Origin of the sequence: Gallaecimonas mangrovi, assembly GCF_003367375.1 — a bacterium.
GTDB classification, from domain to species: domain Bacteria; phylum Pseudomonadota; class Gammaproteobacteria; order Enterobacterales; family Gallaecimonadaceae; genus Gallaecimonas; species Gallaecimonas mangrovi.
The window spans coordinates 2,169,269-2,188,844 of sequence record NZ_CP031416.1 but is presented as its reverse complement, the minus strand read 5'-3'; the positions used below and the strand labels follow the sequence as shown (position 1 = coordinate 2,188,844).

At 49.2% G+C, this 19,576-nt stretch carries 17 protein-coding genes and 1 riboswitch; of the genes, 12 read left to right on the top strand and 5 right to left on the bottom strand.

Annotated elements, in window-relative coordinates; translation table 11 throughout:
* Positions 1-1,365: 1,365 nt before the first annotated feature.
* The 8 genes from DW350_RS10500 (at position 1,366) to DW350_RS10455 (ending at position 9,040) form a co-directional block, all read left to right on the top strand.
* The gene (locus tag DW350_RS10500; RefSeq protein ID WP_115718826.1) at positions 1,366-1,953 is read left to right on the top strand and encodes a hypothetical protein; all 588 of its coding nucleotides are present in this window, start codon (positions 1,366-1,368) and stop codon (positions 1,951-1,953) included.
* A gap of 105 nt (positions 1,954-2,058) precedes the next feature.
* The gene (locus tag DW350_RS10495; protein WP_115718825.1) at positions 2,059-2,379 is read left to right on the top strand and encodes a hypothetical protein; all 321 of its coding nucleotides are present in this window, start codon (positions 2,059-2,061) and stop codon (positions 2,377-2,379) included.
* 71 nt (positions 2,380-2,450) lie between these two features.
* Positions 2,451-3,224, top strand: a complete 774-nt coding sequence (locus tag DW350_RS10490; protein ID WP_115718824.1) for a hypothetical protein — start codon at positions 2,451-2,453, stop codon at positions 3,222-3,224.
* 102 nt (positions 3,225-3,326) lie between these two features.
* Positions 3,327-3,824: a hypothetical protein gene (locus DW350_RS10485; RefSeq protein ID WP_115718823.1), complete on the top strand. Its 498-nt coding sequence runs from the start codon at positions 3,327-3,329 to the stop codon at positions 3,822-3,824.
* 235 nt (positions 3,825-4,059) lie between these two features.
* The gene (locus DW350_RS10480; RefSeq protein ID WP_115718822.1) at positions 4,060-4,368 is read left to right on the top strand and encodes a hypothetical protein; all 309 of its coding nucleotides are present in this window, start codon (positions 4,060-4,062) and stop codon (positions 4,366-4,368) included.
* A gap of 423 nt (positions 4,369-4,791) precedes the next feature.
* Complete coding sequence (locus tag DW350_RS10475; protein WP_115718821.1) at positions 4,792-5,523, top strand: immunity protein TsiV2 protein; 732 nt, start codon at positions 4,792-4,794, stop codon at positions 5,521-5,523.
* Between the two features lie 1,012 nt (positions 5,524-6,535).
* A complete protein-coding gene (locus tag DW350_RS10460) occupies positions 6,536-7,576 on the top strand; it encodes a DKNYY domain-containing protein (RefSeq protein ID WP_152032969.1) in 1,041 nt (346 codons plus the stop codon).
* Positions 7,577-7,720: 144 nt separating this feature from the next.
* Positions 7,721-9,040 carry a BspA family leucine-rich repeat surface protein gene (locus DW350_RS10455; RefSeq protein ID WP_115718817.1) on the top strand — a complete coding sequence of 440 codons (1,320 nt, stop codon included), beginning with the start codon at positions 7,721-7,723 and terminating at the stop codon, positions 9,038-9,040.
* 109 nt (positions 9,041-9,149) lie between these two features.
* Here DW350_RS10455 and DW350_RS10450 read toward each other — a convergent pair whose 3' ends face one another.
* Positions 9,150-10,052: a LysR family transcriptional regulator gene (locus DW350_RS10450; protein WP_115718816.1), complete on the bottom strand. Its 903-nt coding sequence runs from the start codon at positions 10,050-10,052 to the stop codon at positions 9,150-9,152.
* A gap of 96 nt (positions 10,053-10,148) precedes the next feature.
* Between DW350_RS10450 and DW350_RS10445 the strand changes: the two genes are divergently transcribed.
* On the top strand, positions 10,149-10,928 hold the full coding sequence (locus DW350_RS10445; RefSeq protein ID WP_115718815.1) for a dioxygenase family protein: 780 nt from the start codon (positions 10,149-10,151) through the stop codon (positions 10,926-10,928).
* Entirely contained in the window at positions 10,925-11,584 is a 660-nt protein-coding gene (locus DW350_RS10440; RefSeq protein WP_115718814.1) for an alpha/beta hydrolase, read from the top strand. Before DW350_RS10445 ends, DW350_RS10440 begins: the two co-directional genes overlap by 4 nt.
* A gap of 20 nt (positions 11,585-11,604) precedes the next feature.
* Here the strand turns inward: DW350_RS10440 and DW350_RS10435 are convergent, their stop codons facing one another.
* A complete protein-coding gene (locus DW350_RS10435) occupies positions 11,605-11,763 on the bottom strand; it encodes a helix-turn-helix domain-containing protein (RefSeq protein WP_192954651.1) in 159 nt (52 codons plus the stop codon).
* A gap of 389 nt (positions 11,764-12,152) precedes the next feature.
* Here DW350_RS10435 and DW350_RS10430 point away from each other — a divergent pair, with 389 nt between their 5' ends.
* Positions 12,153-13,925 (top strand): SLC13 family permease, encoded by a 1,773-nt coding sequence (locus tag DW350_RS10430; protein ID WP_115718812.1) that lies wholly within the window; start codon positions 12,153-12,155, stop codon positions 13,923-13,925.
* A 41-nt stretch (positions 13,926-13,966) separates the two neighbouring features.
* Here the strand turns inward: DW350_RS10430 and DW350_RS10425 are convergent, their stop codons facing one another.
* The 3 genes from DW350_RS10425 to DW350_RS10415 all read right to left on the bottom strand — a co-directional run bounded on the left by DW350_RS10425 (position 13,967) and on the right by DW350_RS10415 (position 18,201).
* Positions 13,967-14,476 carry a DUF6580 family putative transport protein gene (locus DW350_RS10425; RefSeq protein ID WP_115718811.1) on the bottom strand — a complete coding sequence of 170 codons (510 nt, stop codon included), beginning with the start codon at positions 14,474-14,476 and terminating at the stop codon, positions 13,967-13,969.
* Between the two features lie 12 nt (positions 14,477-14,488).
* Positions 14,489-16,405 (bottom strand): TonB-dependent receptor, encoded by a 1,917-nt coding sequence (locus tag DW350_RS10420; protein WP_192954650.1) that lies wholly within the window; start codon positions 16,403-16,405, stop codon positions 14,489-14,491.
* A 78-nt stretch (positions 16,406-16,483) separates the two neighbouring features.
* Positions 16,484-16,658: riboswitch (cobalamin riboswitch) on the bottom strand.
* A gap of 85 nt (positions 16,659-16,743) precedes the next feature.
* Positions 16,744-18,201: a hypothetical protein gene (locus tag DW350_RS10415; RefSeq protein ID WP_152032968.1), complete on the bottom strand. Its 1,458-nt coding sequence runs from the start codon at positions 18,199-18,201 to the stop codon at positions 16,744-16,746.
* A 192-nt stretch (positions 18,202-18,393) separates the two neighbouring features.
* On the opposite strand from DW350_RS10415, the gene DW350_RS10410 reads away from it, so the two are divergent.
* Positions 18,394-19,308, top strand: a complete 915-nt coding sequence (locus DW350_RS10410) for an NAD(P)-dependent oxidoreductase (protein WP_115718808.1) — start codon at positions 18,394-18,396, stop codon at positions 19,306-19,308.
* The last annotated feature ends 268 nt before the right edge of the window (positions 19,309-19,576 follow it).

Below are 19,576 nucleotides of genomic sequence, written 5' to 3'. Positions count from 1 at the left end.
TTTTTGCTAATTTTTGATGCCAAGCGGTTTACCCGTAACCTTGATGTGGTTATGGTGGTTTAAGTTGCGTTTATGTGGATGTAAGCAAAGGGGTTTTGCAAAGGGCGGGAGGCTCTTTGGGACAGTGATGATAGGGATATCAGCAAGGTGAGGGCTGTAACTCAGGGGCGGTAGCGTGGTTTTTCATCGACTCATCAGTTGCTTGAAAAGCCCTTTATTTACCGGTTCGCGCACCGGCGGGCGTCCAACTTTTGTTTACTCGGACCATCCATGGTCCTCGCCCTAGCGGGCTATCGTCGCAAGCGCCGATATTCAAAATTACTCCCGGTAATTTTGTCGGCAAAAGTTGGCAAAAGCATTGCCCAAGTTTACTCAGACCATCCTTGGTCTTCGCCCTAACGGGTAATCATCGCAAGCGCCGATATTCAAATTTGCTCCTGGCAAATTTGTCGCGATGTCTTTGCCGGTGATTTCAGCGAGACATTGCGTTATCAGCCATCCATGGCGGTTCATGCCGGCTCGCACGTCCTGTGCTCGCGCTCAGCAGCAGCGAAGCGGTGCTTCACTGTGCAAGCTTCGCCCCGACGCGTCATCCGCTCGCTCGACATCCCTGTCTCGCGTCAGCTCACGCTCCCGGCGTAAAGGCGCTTCACTCAAAAGGGGCTCCAAGAGCGGGTGGCTTCGTTTGGGGAATGGCGTTGTGGGTGATTAGAAGGTGTGTCCTTCCGTTAGCTGTTTTTATATACAGTGTATCTAGTGCACCTATCTGAACAGGGCTATTGTGACAACGCGCTAGGCTCGTTTTTGCTGGAACAACCAGTCATAAGTTATTAAAAAATAATATGATTTACCTCATCCGACATGATGATAACGAGCGCATGTCTCGCATAAAAACGAGACCGCTCGGTTTAGCCGAGTCAAAGAAACTGTATGGGTAGAAAATCAATAGGGATATCAGTTTGTTAGCGCAATAAATGACAACTGATCTGATGAGTAAAAGCGAGCGCGCTCGCTAATAAAACTGTTTTGTGCCGCCGAAACAATGAGTTAGCGGCTAATAACTGTATATTATTACAGCTATGATTGCTATGACGAATGCGTCTGGCGAAGTTTGCACTTTTCAGGCACGCTTGAAGCGCTTACGTCGCTGGTGAAGCGAGCTTGCACGCAGTCACCGCCAGCCAGCTTCAAGTGAGGAACAAACTTCCCAACCTCGGCGGGTGGCAGGGCTTGCCGGACACAAGGATGTCAAATGGTTCAGCTTTCCATCAACCTTCCGTGTGATCTGCCAGCCACAAAACAAGTCACTACAACGGACACGGTAAACCGTGCCGTTGAGTTAAATCGTTATGTGATAGGAGATTCATGTTTAAACTTCTAGTTTTACTGCTATTCCCTATATCAAGATTTCTAATTAATTTGAATAATTGGAATTTCATGCGTCGTGTTATAAAAAAGCATGATGAATGGCTGGCAGGGCTTGGTAATGATGCCCCAGAGAAAGATAAAGCCAAAGCACAGAAAGCCGCGGAATGGATTCAGGAAAATACAACTGAAATTGGCCGTGTGTTTAAATTAACAGGACGCGAGATTCCTGTCGAAAGCTATATGGATGGCGTTGGATATGGCTATGTTCAAAAAAATCGACTAAACATTCTAGATAATTTACTTTTCCAAAATACTGATATTTTGCAGCGTGGAAGGAGTTTGCTTCATATTGCAAAAGGGCATTTTCTCGCAAATGCAAAATTGAGCCTTAATCCACTATATTGGCTAGAAGTATTGTTTTTCCTTCCCAAGTCTATTGTTTCAGCATCAGGAATTGAGGTAACAACGAAAATGGCTGAGGTGGGAGTTAAGGTAGCTCAAATAATCTATTGGCTTGCAATAGTAGGCGCATTTTTGTTTAAGCCAGAGCTTTTTAGTTTCTTGTACGATCATGCAAGCACATAACAATCTAATCAACGCCCGCCAGCAAGCTGGCTCGTACCTCCACTCCGGCACTTCACGCCTGCGTTCCGGTCCGTTATTAGGGCGTTATGAGTCAGGGAGTCCTCATTGAGCAATCCATTTAAAAATATTGAACTAAAGTACTGGCCAGACTTCGTGCTTGCAATATCAGGCATTTCATTTGTAATGGTATTGGGTGCGCTAATTGCTGGCGTAACCTTACCCGGTGGAACTCTCGGCTGGGTGCTTTTATTTTTTGGTGTTATTGCATTCGGTGTCGCTGGAAAGCATGCACACTACCGTCGCCATGATAAAGAAATACATAAATGGGTTAGCGCATGGCGGGCTAGCTTTTTATCAAATATCTTAGTTTTAGTTTCTTTAGGGCTCATCGGTGGTGCAGTATATGTTTTTGCACAAAACTCATAACAAGCAAAGGCAGCAACGCCACTTCGTGGCTGGACGGCTTCGCCGCCGCTGCTTTGGGCGTTAGGCAAATAATGAGCGACTACGAAGCACCTACAGAAGAAGAGCTGGGCGATTGGAGAATTGCCGCTGTAACTTGGTTGACTAAAGATGTTCCAGCAACATCTGGAGGCGCGCCAGCGCATAAAGCGGGGTCAGTTGTTACACAGGCGGCTTCGGTTAAACTAAAAAATGGAGCAAATTTAGGATTTACATTGCCAAGTGCGACTGCACTAGCGCTGGATATGGCTGCGCAGTCAGCTGAATCTTCAATGAAGTTGCTAAGGCAGTTTACTTGGCAAGATGTTATTACTCCTGATGGCCCGGGATTCTCAGTTGCTAAAGAAGATACGACAGAGCTTTTTAATTTTTTTCAGCAGTGCATGATCACTTCAACTTTCTCTTTCCAAGCTCTTGAGGTCTTCTGCAATCAATCCATTGGTCGCTCTGTCAAAGATGCCGTCACCGTCAAGCGAAGAAATAAAAGAGTAAGTATGTCTGCTTCTGAATTAGAGCGACAACTATCAACCAGTGAAAAGTTAAGTCAAATATTGCCCCCCTTATATGAGGTGGCAACGCCCAAAGGGAAAAAAGTTTGGGAGCCATTTAAAAAACTACAAGAGGCGAGAGACTCTTCTATTCATTTTAAATCTAGCCATCAATACGCGGTTTCAGAAGATACTTTGTATTATGATTTTCTGAATGGAAATTTTCAGCATTTCCCTCGCGCGGCGGCAGATATGATTTCGTGGTTTTATAAAGACAATCAGCCACGCTGGTTGAAGATATGGTATGAGAAATATGCCTAAAAAATGTGGGAAAGGACACCCGTCTTCTAAGTAATCAAAAATTTTATTTTTTGAAGATGCAATAATCATTAAATTGGCTATGCCAGTCAGATGAGGTAAACCATGAAGAAAAAGCGACTGGCCATACTCCTTGTACTGCTTGGTGTTGCTTCGGTAGGCGCCTTTATGGTGCCGTTCAAGCAGTTGGAACTTTACGGCCTTTATGGCGTATATGCGCAAGGCTCTGGGTTGGACGATGATGCCTTGGCCTTTGTGGGTGCTCATAAGGCCCGTTACCGCGATACCTACCTTCACATGCTTAACGGCGCCCAGCCCGGTTCTGTGGCTGAAAAAGTGGTGTTTGCTTTTGCCAATGTTTTTAAAGGCGATGCTGAGATAGCCCAAACCATAAAACATCTGGCGTCTTCCGCTGCCAGCAAAGACAGCCTCTGCCATTGGTCCGATGAAGCAAGCAAAAAGCTTGAGCTGAAAAGGATCCAACTTTCTGAGCGAGCCCAAGAAAATGCCAACAAAATGCTGGGCATAACAACTGCTGATCGCCCCTCCAAAAAGACTTTTGCCGCCTATCGGGTGGTGGATAAAGGCTCTACCTGCCAATAAAGTGGGTCGAACGGCCTGTGGCCGGTGCTTGCCTGAGCATGGGAAGCGTCAAATAGACCAATGGCCAGCAGCAACGAGGGAATAACAAAGCGAAGCGGTAACAAAGGCGGTTCTCCTAGGTGCTGATAACACGGCTAAGTGTCGTCGATTACACGCTGTTACATATCATTAACCATTCGTCGTCTAGGATTAGTGCGTTAATGGACTATGTGATGCTACGCATCAGGAGCGCGCTATGACTAGCTTATCGGCAGCTTCGCTGCCTCAAACCCCTCAGCAGAACAAAGCACAAACCAAAGATGTTGTACTCACTGCGGCTAAGTATCAGTATCAACACGACTTAGTCGAGCAATATATCGCCCAAAGCACCGACACCGATACCGATGATGACAATGTTATCGACGCTGACACCTTGGTTGACTACGCCGCGCAGCAGCGCCGCCGCAATGCTATTGCGTATGCAACCGATGCCCAAGCAAAGTTAAGTGACCGTTATAACAACACCAGCACCACAACCCCCAGTACGGTTAGCCTCTATGCCTAACCCGGTTGACGGCGTCAGTGCGCCGTTAACGCCCGCCAATCCTGCCTGTCTTTTGGATGGGTTTTCGCTGTAACCGGCACCAAACAGCCGATACACTTGCAAACTGCATTTGTACCGTGCGTTCACTTTATACCCCTACAATACAACGCGTTGTCTTTGCCATCCCCTGGGGCTTATGGCTACTTGGGTTATGGGTGAAAAGGCGTCGAGCGCTTGTTTTAAGGAAAAGGAATTTGCATGCAAATAGCCGTCAATATTGATATGGATTACATCTAAAGATGTTTCTGATAATTCAGCCGAGTTGGTAAAAATTGCTTCACAAAAGGTTTCCGAAAAACCTTTGATATTTATATTAGATGTAAATAAGGAATCAGAAGTTAAGTCTAATATACCAATGAGAGCAATTTAAACCAGGAGCTAATAATGGTAAATGAAGAGATAGAAAGAAAAATACAATCAGCGCCTTCAATATTAGAGTGGAAGATTATAGTACCGTATCATACAGAGAAGGTTAGACGACTTATGACTCTGTTTATTTTTTTAGTCTTTTTTACTATATTAATAGTTACTGGCTATGTTTACAAAGATTTAGTTGGCATTACTTTCCTCGCAGTAACGACAATTTTAATGAGTTGGATAATGTATTTTGTGATAATGGCCAATTATCTATATTCATACAAATTCACTAAGTATGGGTATGTTTATGAGCATTACCAACAAGTACCACGAATTATGCATTACATTGCCCATTTTGTCATGGCAACAGGGGGGATTGTCGCCATTGTAGGATTTATCGTTGTTGGTCCAAAGGCATTTATTGGAGGTGGGATATTCTTACTGATAGGCTTAGCTTCAGGCAAAAAAAACATGATCCCATCACCCAAAATAACTTATAAAGATTTCAAGGATGGTGAAGAATATTTCATTTTTGATATTCAAGATGAAAACAAAATAATAATAATTAGCAATCCTTTTAATTTTAGAAATTATCATTCTATTAACGTTGACAGCAATGTAAAATATAAAGTTAATAAGGAAATTGAAAAATTAGCCAAGAACTGTAAGTATTATAAATCCAATTCTTTTATTGAAGCATGTAATCACCCTAAATATCGTGAAGCTATAAATAGTGCAAACCAACAGTTGCAAAATTAATAAAGTATACTGATATTTCTTTAAATTAACCTTGAGTTGGTGTACCAATAGATTCTAAAAAAGTTATCGACGGCTACAATGAATTATTTCACTATCCTGATTATCTTACTGCTTCAGCACAAAGATATCTGATAGACCACGATAACGAATTAGGCTGAACGAATAGTGAACCTCACATAAGAACAAATCACTAAAATAGAAAATGACCCTATTTTATTTGAATGGGATATATTGGTTCCCTTAGGCCCCAACATGCATAAATTCCGATTGATTTTCGCATTAACAGTATTTTTCTTTTATATGGGGGAATATACTTCGATAATAATATACCTTTATTTATTTGTGGTGTTATCATTCCTTCTTTATTCCAATTTCTTGTGGGAGCAGACTATCAGTCTCATTACTATCTCACGCGCTATGGTTACTATTATCCCCATTGTCAAAAAGTCCCTGAATTTGGCTATAAATTGACTGCCATATTTATGGCGTTATGGGTGATAGCTGCCATTGTCGGTACCATAGTCATTGGATAAAAAATGACCCATGCAGAGAAAATATAGCTATATATTTGATTATTCTAAAACAAATAAAAATTCATCAGTATCTTCACAAAAATCTTGTCCAACCCTGAAACATATCATATTAAAAGCGATGAAGAATTTTCTAAACATCCCAGAGCACAGGAACTCATTAAAAATAGAATTAATTAGATATAAAAAACAACGGACAACCACAGCAACTAATCAATTTGTTTTAAATATTTAAAAAGTAGAAATGTATCTAATGGCATTGAAATTCAAAATTTTCATTGATGATGATGACCTTTATTTGGAAGTTTCATCCGCAAGTCATTCCTTGGAATAAAGTCAACAAAGTGTTGCATCGTGAATATGATATCCAACATAAACAATGGCATGTCATTGAAGGGACGCATTAGTATGAATTTGCCTATGAATATCAAAATGATGAAATCGCTCGCAATTAAAATCACCCTCTTAGTTGCATTATAGTGGTGACCTTAGCATTGCTGTTTTGGCCGGTGGCGATGATGATGTCGCCCATGGCATTTGATGCGCCAGGGTCGTTAAACAGCCAACCCTTGGTGATTGGACTGCTGGTGTTTCTTGCCTACCCGGTGTGGCTGTTTTTGTTGCTGGGGTTATTGGGTGGCCGCTATTTTGGTGTTAACAGCTTTTATTTTGCCATTGCCAGTGTGGCTGTAGTGTGGGGAGGGCTGAGCTTTCTGGGTTATGGCAGCCTGATTAAAAATCTGTACCTTGGCGTGCCAAACACTGGCTACGGCGTAACGGGGCAGGGCGCTTATTACAATGGCCATGTAATTAACGGTGCCGATCTCACTACCTTTAAAACCCTTGGCCAGCAAAGCCCTCATGCTGCGAGCAGGCAATACGCGGTGGATGCGAAACACTTTTATTTTCGCGGCGAAGCCGTGCCAGGGGTATCGGTTGTTAATTTGCAGCCGCGAGAAATAGCCGGTGACTTATATTGGCTAAATGACCGGCAAGTTGTTTATGAAAACCAGATTATCCCTGGGGCTAACCCCGTTACCTTTGCTGCCTACCCGCATTTTGGTAGCTGGTTTAATTCCCAGTTGCTCGGCACCTTTACGGTTTATTACCAGCAAAGCCCCATTGCCCGGGTAGATGTGGCAAGTTTTAGGCCGCTATCAGAAACGGTAGCGAAAGATAAAAAGGCAATTTATTACGGCGATAGGGTGATATTGCCGCAAGCCGACCCGCTTTCGTTTGCATTAATTAACGACACGCCCTTTGCACGTGACAGCCGCCATCCTTATTTCATTGCCTACAACGAAGCCATGCGTATCGAAGGTGCCGACCCAAACACCTACAAAGCGTTGGGGCGAGATTACTATCGTGCTTCAGGTGTTATTTTCCATGCCGACATTGGCGATATGCGCCGCGTTTTAATGGCCGATGCCGACACTTTTGTGGTGACCGACTATGACCCCAAAAGCCAGAGTGACGCCAAAGACAAGCATCATCATTACCTGCGGGGCGTAGCGACCAAATAAAGCTGATAGGCGACGCTCTACAGCGCAATAGCCTTATCACCCCGACTCATAGTGCCCCGCCAACATATTGAATAACAACAAAACTTAATACCTTTTGTTAACATGTCGCTTTGTTGTAGCAACTTCAATATGGCGTGTTAAGGGATGCAAGTGGGTAAGCAAAAGGTGGTAGTACTGGGCAGTGTGGGCATGGCCATTTTGGTGTTGGTGGGCCTGTCCGCGTATTTCTTGTTAGGCCGTGATATTAGCGTAACCTGCGACGACAGGGCTGTTGGTAGCCGCTTTCAACGTGGCGATCTAACCTACCTGGTGGTGGATAACAAGTCGATTAGAGCTTCGAAAAACCTAGAGGCCCAGCAATACCATGGCCTGCGGTTTTGTACGTCGCATGTCACTAATATTGACCGGTTGTACGAAGACAATTGGTACTTTAACCAGCCCATTGCCGACTGGGACACCAAAAACATCACCTCGATGGAGCGGACTTTTTACCGGGCGGGGCATTTTAATCAGCCCATTGGGCGTTGGAATGTGGCGAAAGTGAAAAGCATGTATGCGATGTTTGCCTACGCTAAAGCCTTTAACCAGCCACTGACTTACTGGCGTACTGACGCCTTAGAGAAAATTCAAACGATGTTTTATCAAGCGTCGTCGTTTAATCAGCCCGTTAATCAGTTTAATGTCAGCAAGGTCACCTCTACCTTCGAGCTGTTTGCCCAGGCTAAAGCCTTTAACCAGCCCCTTAATGACTGGGATATGCGGCATGTCAAAGAGGCTGGCAGCATGTTCAGTTACGCCCGCGCTTTTAACCAACCTTTAGACAACTGGCAAACCCGCGCCTTGGAAAACGCCAAAGGCATGTTTTATGGCGCCGTGAGTTTTAATCAATCGCTTAATAATTGGGACATCTCGCAGCTCACTATTGCCAGCGAAATGTTTAAAGAAGCCGCCGCGTTTAATCAGCCCCTGGACCGCTGGAACACCCATAACATCCGTAAAATAGATGCCATGTTTTATGGCGCCACTGCTTTTAACCAGCCATTGGCAAATTGGGATACCACTAACCTGCAGTGGGCAGATAGAGCCTTTGAAGGCGCCGTTGCCTTTAACCAGCCTATTGGCAGTTGGAATGTAAGCAACTTGCGCGGTATTGGCGCCATGTTCAAAGATGCCAAGGCCTTTAACCAGCCCCTTAATCAGTGGAACACTCAAAGTCTTAAATACGCCACCAGTGTGTTTGACGGCGCCGAACACTTTAACCAACCCCTTGATAAGTGGCGGGTTAGCAACATTGTTTATGCCAGCAACATGTTTAGAAATGCCAAAGCCTTTAACCAATCATTGTCCAGCTGGCATTTGCTGAGTCTTAACCCGAGAAATGCAAAAGGCCTCTTTAGTGGCGCCACCGCTTTTGATTTAAGCCAGGCACCCAAGGTCCCGAAGGGGGTTGAGCTTAGTCTTTAATAAAAAGCCCGCGCATGTAGCCGCGGGCTTTTTTGTCTCTTAAAGCAGTAACCCAAACGGGCCAACTGCAGCGTGAACAGCCAGTAGGCGAGGTGCCTGTTCACGCTTTTTATTTTCCCTGCCAGTGCACCTTTTCAAACTGCTGAACCAAAAAATTCACCAGGCTTTTCACCCGCGTTGGCAGCAGTTTGCGGCTGGGGTAGACCACATAAATGCCCAGTGTTGGCGCTTTATATTGCGCCAGTAGCTCCACCAGCCTGCCGGCTTTTAAATCGTCCCCCACCATAAAGTCGGGTTGCAGCACTATGCCGCCACCGGCCAAGGCTATTGCCTGGCAGGTATCGCCATTATTGCTATAAACCCGGCTTTGGGTGCGTACCGTTACTGCGCCTTGTGGGCCCTCGAACGTCCAATCGTCCCCTTCTGACCAATGGCTGTAACTTAGCACCCGGTGTTTTGTTAGCTCACTTAGCTGCTGTGGGGTGCCGTGCTTTGCCAAATAAGCAGGAGCCGCGCAAAGCCGCATGCGGGTGCTGGCCAGGCGGCGGCTAACAAGGCTTGAGCTTGGCAGGCGGCCGATGCGCACTGCGACATCAAAGCCCTCTTCAACCAAATCCACCACCCGGTCGGATAAGCTAATGTCCAGCTCCACCTTCGGCGCCATCGCCAAAAAATCGCCCCAACGTGGCGCTAAATGGCTAATACCAAAACTGACCGGCACATTGATGCGAATACGGCCCTGCGGTGCCTTGGCATCTTGACTAACCAACGCCTCTACGTCGCTTATGTCCGCTAATACCGCCTTGGCTCCTGGGTAAAAGCGTTTGCCTTCCTCGGTCAGGGATAACCGCCGGGTGGTACGGTGTAACAGCCGGGCGCCCAGGCGTCGCTCCAGCGCTTCCACATGGCGAGACACCGCCGCCTTAGACATGCGCAGCCCCTCACTTGCCGCTACAAAACTGCCGGCCTCCACCACCGCTACAAATACCCGCATTTCCAGATCGCGGTTCATTTTATTGTCTCACTAACTGGGATAGTTAATTCAAATGCTACTACTTTATTGCCTCTTTTGCTGCCAACAAAATAAGGGGGTTATAAGGAGCTTGCGATGACCCCTGTGCTGTTTGTATCCCACGGCGCTCCAACTTTTGCGCTAGAGCCCGGTAAAGCGGGGCCGCTATTGCGTGGCTGGGGAAAAACCCAAAAACCCAGCGCCGTGGTGGTAGTGTCGCCCCATTGGATGACCCAGGGCGCGGTGGCAGTCACCAGCGCTGAGCTACTGCCAACCATTCACGATTTTGGCGGCTTTGCCCCGGCATTATATCAACTGCAATATCCAGCCAAAGGCGACCCTGGCCTTGCCCACCGCGTGCAGCAACGTTTGAAGGATGCGGGTTTGCCTGCCATCGCCGATAACCAGCGCGGCCTTGACCACGGCGCTTGGGTGCCGCTTATGCACCTTTTTCCTAAGGCCGACGTGCCGGTGGTGCAAGTGTCTATGCCATACCCCTTGGATGCCAACGCCGCTTTTGCCCTAGGGCGGGCTTTGCTGCCGCTTCGTAAGGAAAATGTGCTGTTGGTTGCCTCGGGTAGCCTCACCCACAACCTTTATGAGTTTCGCCAGCGCGAAACCGAAGGCGAAGACTATGTGAGGCGCTTTGCTAACTGGGTTGAGACCGCGCTTCGACATGGCAACGATGCGGCGCTGATGGACCTTTACAACCAGTGCCCTGATGCGCGCCGGGCGCACCCCACGCCAGATCATTATCTGCCGCTCATTATTGCTATGGGTGCCCGCGAAAAAGCGGAGGCGGTGAAGCTACTCGATGGTGGTATTGCTCACGGCGTGCTGTCGATGAACAGCTTTATTTTTGGAGATAATAAATGAAAGCCAACCTATCACCGCTGCAACAAGACGCGGCCAGTGGTCTCTATTTTCAACACCTGTTGGCAAGCGGCCAAAGCAAAGGCCAATTGCTGTTATTGCATGGGGTAGGGGGCAATGAAACCAATCTAACGGCGATTGTCGAGCGGTTACCAGCGGACTGGGATTATTGGTTTATTCGCGGGCCGTTACCGCTGGGGGCGGCGCAGTTTGCATGGTTTGAGGTTAATTTTACCGCCAACGGCCCCCATCCCAACCTTGAGCAGGCCGAGCAAAGCCGGCAGTTACTGCTGCGTTTTGTGGATTCCAGACTCGATAAAACGCGTTTAAAGGTTTCGGCCGGCTTTAGCCAAGGCGGCATTATGAGTGCCAGTATCGCTTTAACTTGCCCTGACAAGCTCGACGGCTTTGCCATGTTAAGTGGGCGTATTTTGCCGGAAATCGCGCCTAAAATTGCTGATAAAGCGGCGCTGGCGGGGCTAAAAGGTTTTATCGCCCATGGCCAGCACGACAGCAAATTACCCATCGCCTGGGCTGAAAAGGCCACCGCTTGGTTAACCGAGCTAGGGATTTGCCACCAGGTAAAACGCTACAACATGGACCACCAGCTTAGCGTGGAAGAGTGTGACGATTTAAAGCATTGGCTAACGGCGTTATAGGGCTTTACCGCCTCGCAGCACTAGTCAAGCAGCTGCGCCACTCTAAGCTGTTTGGGGGTTAATTGCAGGCAGCGCAAAAAGGCTTTTCGCATCAGTGCTTCATTGGAAAAGCCACTTTGCCGGGCAATGTCGGCCAAGGAATAGTTGGTGCTTTCAACGAGGTGGCGGGCGCTATCCACCCGCGCTTGCTCTACGGCTTTGGCCGGAGTTAATAATATCTTGGAACTACTGGCTCATGACTCACCCAAGGCTAAACAGGCCATGGTCCTGCGATTCAATGCTTTAAAAAGCCTCTAAAAAAGCCGCCTTAGGGCGGTTTTTTTAGATGTCGCTTAGATAAACGCCTTGGTAGTTGTGAGCCATCGCTAAATATCGTTATTGTATAGGGCTTGGCAGCAAGAGCGTTGAATTTCATAGGCTCTTTGCCGGGGGGCGAAAAAGTAGTCGCGTATCAGTGACTCTTTTGATTCCAAATAAGCATATAAAAATTCACAAAGAGTCTTATCTGTTCTATTGGATAAGCTTCACAATAACAACGATGTTCAAACGCGCCGGAAGTAGACATTAAATGGATTGGCATGGCTATTTTGTTTTAGGGCTCACTGTTGCTGCCCTTTTGGCACTGATGTTTAGCCGCTTGGCACCACATTTGGTGATGGCGGGGGTGTTGGTGCTACTGAGTCTTTCGGGCGTATTAAATGCCCACCAGGCGCTAGCCGGTTTTAGTAACCCCGGGCTTATTACGGTGGCTGCCATGCTGGTGGTGGCGGGGGGGTTAAGTGCCTCTGGCGGCGTCGACTGGCTGGTTAACAAAGTGCTGGGCAAACCTAAAACGTTGCGCAGTGCCCTCGGGAAAGTCTTCCCACCCGTGTTGATATTAAGTGCCTTTTTGAACAATACCCCGGTGGTGGCAACCTTTATTCCTGCCATTCATGCTTGGGCACGTAAAATTGGTGTGGCGCCCTCTAAGCTGATGATCCCACTGAGTTACACCGCCATTTTAGGGGGCACCCTGACCCTGATTGGCACCAGTACCAACCTGATTGTTAATGGCCAATATCAAAGCATGACCGGTCATCAGGGCTTTGGGTTGTTTTCGATAACCTTAGTGGGCTTACCCGTATCCCTTATCGGTTTGGCTTTTATCTGGCTGTTATTTCCGCGCATGTTACCCAATCGCAGCGATGATGCGCCTTTCGAGAATATGCGCGAGTTTACGCTGGAAGTGGCAGTAGCGCCGGAAGGACCATTGGTTGGCAAAACCATTCGCGAAGCGGGTCTTCGCGAACTGCGCCGGGTGTTCTTGGTGGAAATTCAGCGCAATGGTCACCTGATCACGGCGGTTTCCCCTGATGAACACTTGCATGGCGGCGACCGTCTTATTTTTGCGGGCGATACAGAAGCCATTTCTGATCTTTTGCGCATTAACGGCATAGTGCCCTCTACCGGCAACAAAGATTTGCAATTTGAGCAGCCCCGCGATGGCCGCCGCTTGGTGGAAGTGGTGGTGTCGCCTCATTGCACCGCCGTTGGCCAAACCATTCGCGATGCCAGTTTTCGGGCCCGTTATGGCGCTATTGTGTTGGCGGTGGCCAGGGGCGCTGAGCGGGTTAAAGGCAACTTGGGGTCCATTATTATTGAGGCAGGCGACACCTTGCTGCTTGAGGCGCGGCCGGCTTTTATTACGCGCCAGCGCTATAACAAAGACTTTTTGTTGGTCAGTGATTTGGATGTTGAACCGCCGAGGCACCGCAAGGCACTGCTGGCCTGGATGATTTTGCTGGTGGCCGTTGGGGCGGCAGGGCTTGGGCTGGTCAGTATGCTAAACGCGGCGCTGGCTGGCGCTGGCCTGATGCTGCTAACCGGCTGCATGTCCATTGGCCAGGCAGAAAAGAGCTTGGATTTGCAACTGGTGGTGACCATTGCCTCGTCTTTTGCCTTGGGCACTGCCCTGCAGGTAACGGGGGTGGCCGGTTTTCTCGCTCACCAAATCGTTACCCTCTCTGGCGGCAAGCCTTGGCTGCTGCTGATTTTGGTGTATGTGACGGTATCGCTGTTAACTGAGGTGATTACCAATAACGCAGCGGCTTTGGTGATGCTGCCCATTGTGTTGGAAATAACGGAAAAGCAGGGCCTTAACAGCACGCCTTTTATCTATGCGTTGATGATGGCGGCCTCAGCCAGCTTTGCAACGCCCCTGGGTTATCAAACCAACCTGATGGTGTTTGGCCCGGGTGGCTACAAATTTAATGACTTTCTGAAAGTGGGGATCCCAATGAATATCCTGGTCGGGGTTTCAACCCTCACCGTACTACTCATTGGCTGGCCCTTGAAAGGCTAATAAAAAGCCCCGCTTAGGCGGGGCTTTTTAATGACCAAGGTTTAATGCGCAAACTGTTTCGGGAAATGTTTTTCCAGGGCATAGAAGAGGCCAAAGAAAAGGGCATTAAACAACAGATCGCCCAGCATAGTGTACTGGAAGAAAGGCACGCCACTGGCTAGCGACTGCCAGAGCCCGCCGATATTTGACGGATAGAACCCACCCACCAGCCATACCGCACTGTTGGTAATAAAATAAAACAGCAACGAACCCGTTAATGACGCTGCTAACACGCGGCCAATGTTAATGTCTTTGCCAACCCAAAATCCCAAAACCACGGTTAGCACGATGGTGCCATAAACAAAAGGCAGAGTGGGGTGCAAGCCCAGCACCAAATCTGACAGTGCCATTGCTGCCAGCGGCACCAGTACCGCCATGGTTTTGGTTTGGAAGTGGGCGCCGGCAAAAAGCGCCATCGCCGCGATAGGTGACACATTCCACGGATGCGGCAGCACACGGTAAATGGCACATAACGCAATGATACCGATTAGGGTGGTCAGACGCGGGTTCATCGTCAATCCTCGTTAAAAGCTGTACCGGGCGGTGAGGTTTACCTCACGGCCATTACCGGGGTACCAGTAATTTTCACCGTACGCATTGTACACGCCATAATCGGCGTAATGTTTATCAAATAGATTATCGGCTCTCAGCACCAGTTGCCAAGGGCCTTGTTGCCATTGCCCCGACCAGTTCCAAAGACCATAACCGCCCTGCTTGGGGTCGCTGTTTAGGGTGTCTGACGACAAATACTGGCTGCCACGATATTGGTAGCTTAGGCGGCTCGACAGTGCATGGGGTAGTGCCACTTCAGCATAGGCGGAACCGCTGTTTTTCGACACCCAAGGCACTTGCTTGCCGTCACTGTCACCGCCGGTGAATTTGGCATCAAGGTACTGATAATCAACGCCCAAGGTCACTGCGGCAAAACGGTGGCTCAGATTGAGGTTAGCACCATAGCGGCGGGACTTGTCGGCGTTAACATTGGCCCCGGCAAAATAGCCATTGGTGGGAGCAGGGGCGTTGTCGTCATACACAATCTCGTTTTTCAAATCGAGACGAAACACCGACACTTTAACGCCGCTCTGCTGCCAGCCAGCCTCATAGGAATAACCGGTTTGCGGTTTAAGGCCAATAACGCCGGCGGAGGTGTAGCCTTGCTCGTCAAGCTTGGCAAAACGCACATTGCGGTCAACCCGCACGTAGGCGCGGCCAGGGCCGAGTTGGTATTGGCTGGCCAGTGACCAAGTGGTGGCGTTGTGGTCAATGTGTACGCCATCATCATAGGTGCCACTGTAAACCAGGTCATCGTCGACTTTGGTGTAGCGAAGGCCGGCGGTTACGCTTAAAGCGCCTTGTTGCCATTGGCCAGAGCCGTAGGCTGCTTTGTTATCCCGCTTGTTGTCGGCGCCAACACTGGTGTCGGTGTAGTCGCTGTGGGCATAGTCGATGCCGCCCAGCCATTGCCAGTCACCAAAGCTGGCTTTAACCCTTGGGGATACGCGGTTAAAGCGCTCTTCGGCGTGATAGAGGTAGTCGCCGCTATAACCGATGTAACTTAGGTCGGTATCGCGGGTGCGTTTTGACGCAGAGCCGTCTACTAAAAACTGCCAATGGTCATTTAGGCGGGTATTTACCCCGAAGCGGCCAACGCGCGTGACTTCGTTGATGTAGTTATTGGCAAACTCGCTGCGTGAGGTTTTCGGGTTGGTTTGGCTGACATAGAGCGGGCCTGGCTGCTGGCGGTCGTCTGAGTTTACACTGGCCTCAGCAAACGCCTGGGTGTTGTCGTTTTGATAACCGACCCGGCCATCAGCAGATTTGGTAATGCTTTTGGCGTGGTCGCGGTAATTATCGTTGTCGTCCCAGGCGGCGTTGCCATCAACATAAAAACCGTTAGCAAAGCCTTTGGAAAAGCTGCCCGCCAGGTTTTTATGGCTGTTACTGCCGGCCGTGGCGCTGATTTGGCCCTGGTCAGTGCCGGATTTGGTGATGATGTTCACCACGCCGCCCACGGCCTGGTCGCCATAAAGCACACCGGCAGAGCCGCTTAAAATTTCAATGCGCTGAATGCTGCTTAGCTGCACGCCGGCAAGGGAAGGCGCCGACAGGCTAGGGCCATTGAGACGGCGCCCGTCAATCAGCACTAATACGTTATTGGCCGCTTCATCGGCAGAAAAACCGCGCAAGCTCAAAACCGGCCCAGAGCCGGAATTAGACACCTGAATACCGGCGCGGCCACGCAATAAATCTTCAAGGCTTTGCGCGCCGGATTTTTCGATGTCGGTTTGGGAGATAACGGTAACGTCAGCAGCAATGCTGTCAATATTTTGAGGCTGACGGCCAAGTACCACCAGGTGTTCGTCAGTGTTGCTGGACGTGTCAGCCGCTTGCGCTGCCAGAGGCAGTAAAGCGATAGCAATCAGTGTTTTGGAAAAGCCCATAAAGTCATCCTGCTTCATGGGGGCAATAGCGATACCACAGCAAAAAATGCCGAACCTGCACCTTGCCCGCCGAAGGTTGCAGGTTTTCTTCCAGTGGCCGGTCTCCGGGCTCCAAAGACTTTGCGGCTTCGCCTTCCCGTGCAAGCACAGTGGCAATGTGAAGCCGCAACTTTGTTACCGTTGCGGGGGCAGCGCCGGCTTTGCACCGGCTTCCCGATTATCCCTTGCGGGCACCACAGAAAAAGGCGTTATGTTTTTCTCTTGTTATCAGAGGGCGGCATCATAAGCGCTCGGGTTTTGGAAGTCCAGACGTCTATTATTTTGACGTTGCCGGATCGTTATTCTGGCCTTAGGTAGCCGCCACCCTGCAGTTTATAGGTTTTCCCCTGCAAGGCGGGGTTTTCCTGTTGGCGATAATAGAGGCTATGGCCGTTACCAGCGATCAAATGGCTGGGCGGCACATGGTTTTCTAGTACCAACTGGCTGACATGGGAATCCGCTGTCAGTTGCCAATGGCTATTAGCGCTTATTACCAGCTTGATGTGGCCAGCCTTGTTATTGCTGTTAATGGCGCCGCGCATTTGGCTGTTATCGGTTAGTGCCAGGGTGATGGATGAAGAGGCATCAGCCAACACTTTTCCTGCAAGCTGCTGATGGGTGGCCGTTAGGGTGACGGTGCCACCTTGAGTGGGGTGAGCGTCTGGTACGCCCCAAGGGCCTTTTAAGGCTTTGAGTAAAATGCCGTCTTTGCTGACCAGTGCGACGTTATCGAGGCTAATAGCGGCATGGGTATTGGTGACATAAAACAGCGGGCCCGCCAAGGCGGTGATGCTGCCGCCCTTGGCATCAAAATGTGAGACGCCGACACCGGCATCACCCGAGAAGCTTTGGTACATCATCACTGCGCCTTTGCTATCGGCTTTGAGTGTGGCGCTGGTCAGTTGCACCTTACTGCCGCCTTCTACCACCACCACGTTGTCGTCGGTCGACTCGTAACTGCCGCCAGCGCCGCTAATGAGGCCTGTCGAATAGATGGCCGCCGAATAGGGGCCGGTAACGACATAGTGGCCCGCATTGGCCAAAACTGTGCCGCCACCTTGGTCGGTTGCCAATGCCGAACTATGGGCGCCGCTGGTGAAAACATGCGCATGATTCACGGTGATATAGCCGCCTTCGGTAGCGAAAACACCGTGGCTGGAAGGGCCGCTGGTGGTGATAGTGCCGGTGTTAAAGCCTATGCGAGCCTTGTTACCCACGGCGCAAAGTCCTTTGCCTTCGTTGCTGGCGGTTAGGATGTGGCTATCACTCAGCTCGGCCTGACTATTGGCCGCCACATAAACCCCAGCACTTTTTTTGCACACCATGGCCAGGCGGTTACCCCCCTGTGGCGGTAGCCCTGGCGGTGGCTGCTTACCCTTGGCGGTAAAGATCTCACTGCCCGGAGGCGGCGGCATCTTGCCGTCTTTAGGCATCGGTGGTGGCATTTGGCCGTGCTTTGTAGCGCTGTTGCCGGCTATGGACGGTGGCCCGGGTGGCTTAGCGCCGGCGCCGCGTGGCGAATTTGGGGTTAGGCTGCCACTTAGCAGCACTGTGGCAGCGGTTATTTGCGCCTTGGCGCCGCCGCTAACCGTGATGGCAGCGCTCTGGCTATTGGCTAACAGCAGGGTGGGTTTGTGGTATTGGGCCGAGTCTTTAACCAGCAGTATTGGCATCAGCATTTGAGGTTTGGGTGCATCAGTTGCACAACCTGCAAGTAACGCTGCTGCCAGGCTTGCGGCGACGGAGCGTATCAGCATGAGTGTTTTCATCTTGTTGTAAATAATCATGTTCTTCTTTAAATCTCTGCCACCAGAAAGAAAAGGCCGGTTTACAAAAATTTTCGAAGTTTGACTAAATGTCGCCTAATTGATTGGCCAAAGGTCGGCTTGCTTCCTTAACTATCATTGGCTTACAAAGGGGTATGGTTTATCCGCGCAAAGAGAGAACAAATGAAAGCTGTATTGTTAGACGCAGACACCTTGGGTGATGACATTGATTTAACGCCGATCCGTGAGGTAGTTAGCGAGCTTAACGTCTATGCTGCGACCACCCCGGAGCAGCTTGAGGCTCATGCTGGCGACGCCGATCTGCTGCTAACCAACAAAGTGGTGCTCGATGACGCCATTTTGGCGGGCCGTAAGGGCATTATGATCATGGCGACCGGCACCAATAATGTTGACATGGCTGCAGCAAAGGCACGGGGGATCCCGGTCCTTAACGTAACCAATTACGGCACCGCGTCGGTGGCGCAGCACACCCTGATGCTAATGCTGGCCCTGGCTGCAAAATTACCGCTTTATCAGCACGACCTTCGCGGCGGAGCCTGGCAGCAAAGCCCGTATTTTTGCTTAATGACCCATAAAACGCTGCAGCTTGCCGGTAAGCATTTGGTGATTGTTGGAGCCGGTACCTTGGGAACAGAGGTGGCACGCCTGGCAGAAGCCTTTGGCGTGCACGTCACCTTTGCAGCGCGTCCTGGTAAAAGTAACGATCCGCGCCCCAGCATGGAAAGCTTGTTGCCAAAAGCCGATGTGTTGTCTTTTCACTGCCCGCTGACCGAACAAACTCGGTATTTACTTAACGCCTCGGCGCTTGAGAAAATTAAACCCGGTTGCTTGGTGGTCAATTGCGCCAGGGGCGGGGTAATTGATGAAGATGCAGCCCTTGCCGCTTTGAAGGCTGGAAAAATTGCCGGTCTTGCTGTGGATGTGCTGCCGGTAGAACCGCCCCGGCAAGGTCACGGATTATTAGACGCGCTAGCCGAGCCTTTGAATGTGATTGTCACCCCCCATAGTGCCTGGATCAGCCCAGAAGCACGTCAAAACGTCATTAAAATTACGGCGGCGAATATTCAGTCTCTCTAACTGAACGTTTTTAAAGGACTATTTTTACAAAGCAATAAAGGCGCAAGGAAATACATTTTTCTCGCGTCTTATTTTTTAAATTAATTAAAACATTTTATTAACATTTAGTGGCTTTTGGCTGTTTTTGAAAAAGGCTATGGCGGCATTTTCTGTGGCGCTTAGCCTTCGTCTCCTTTAAAATTCTCCCGATTTAGCGTCACCTAATACCAATGGCTAATTGTTATTGATCGGAAATATTTTATTTAATTTAACAAATTAAATGTCCGTT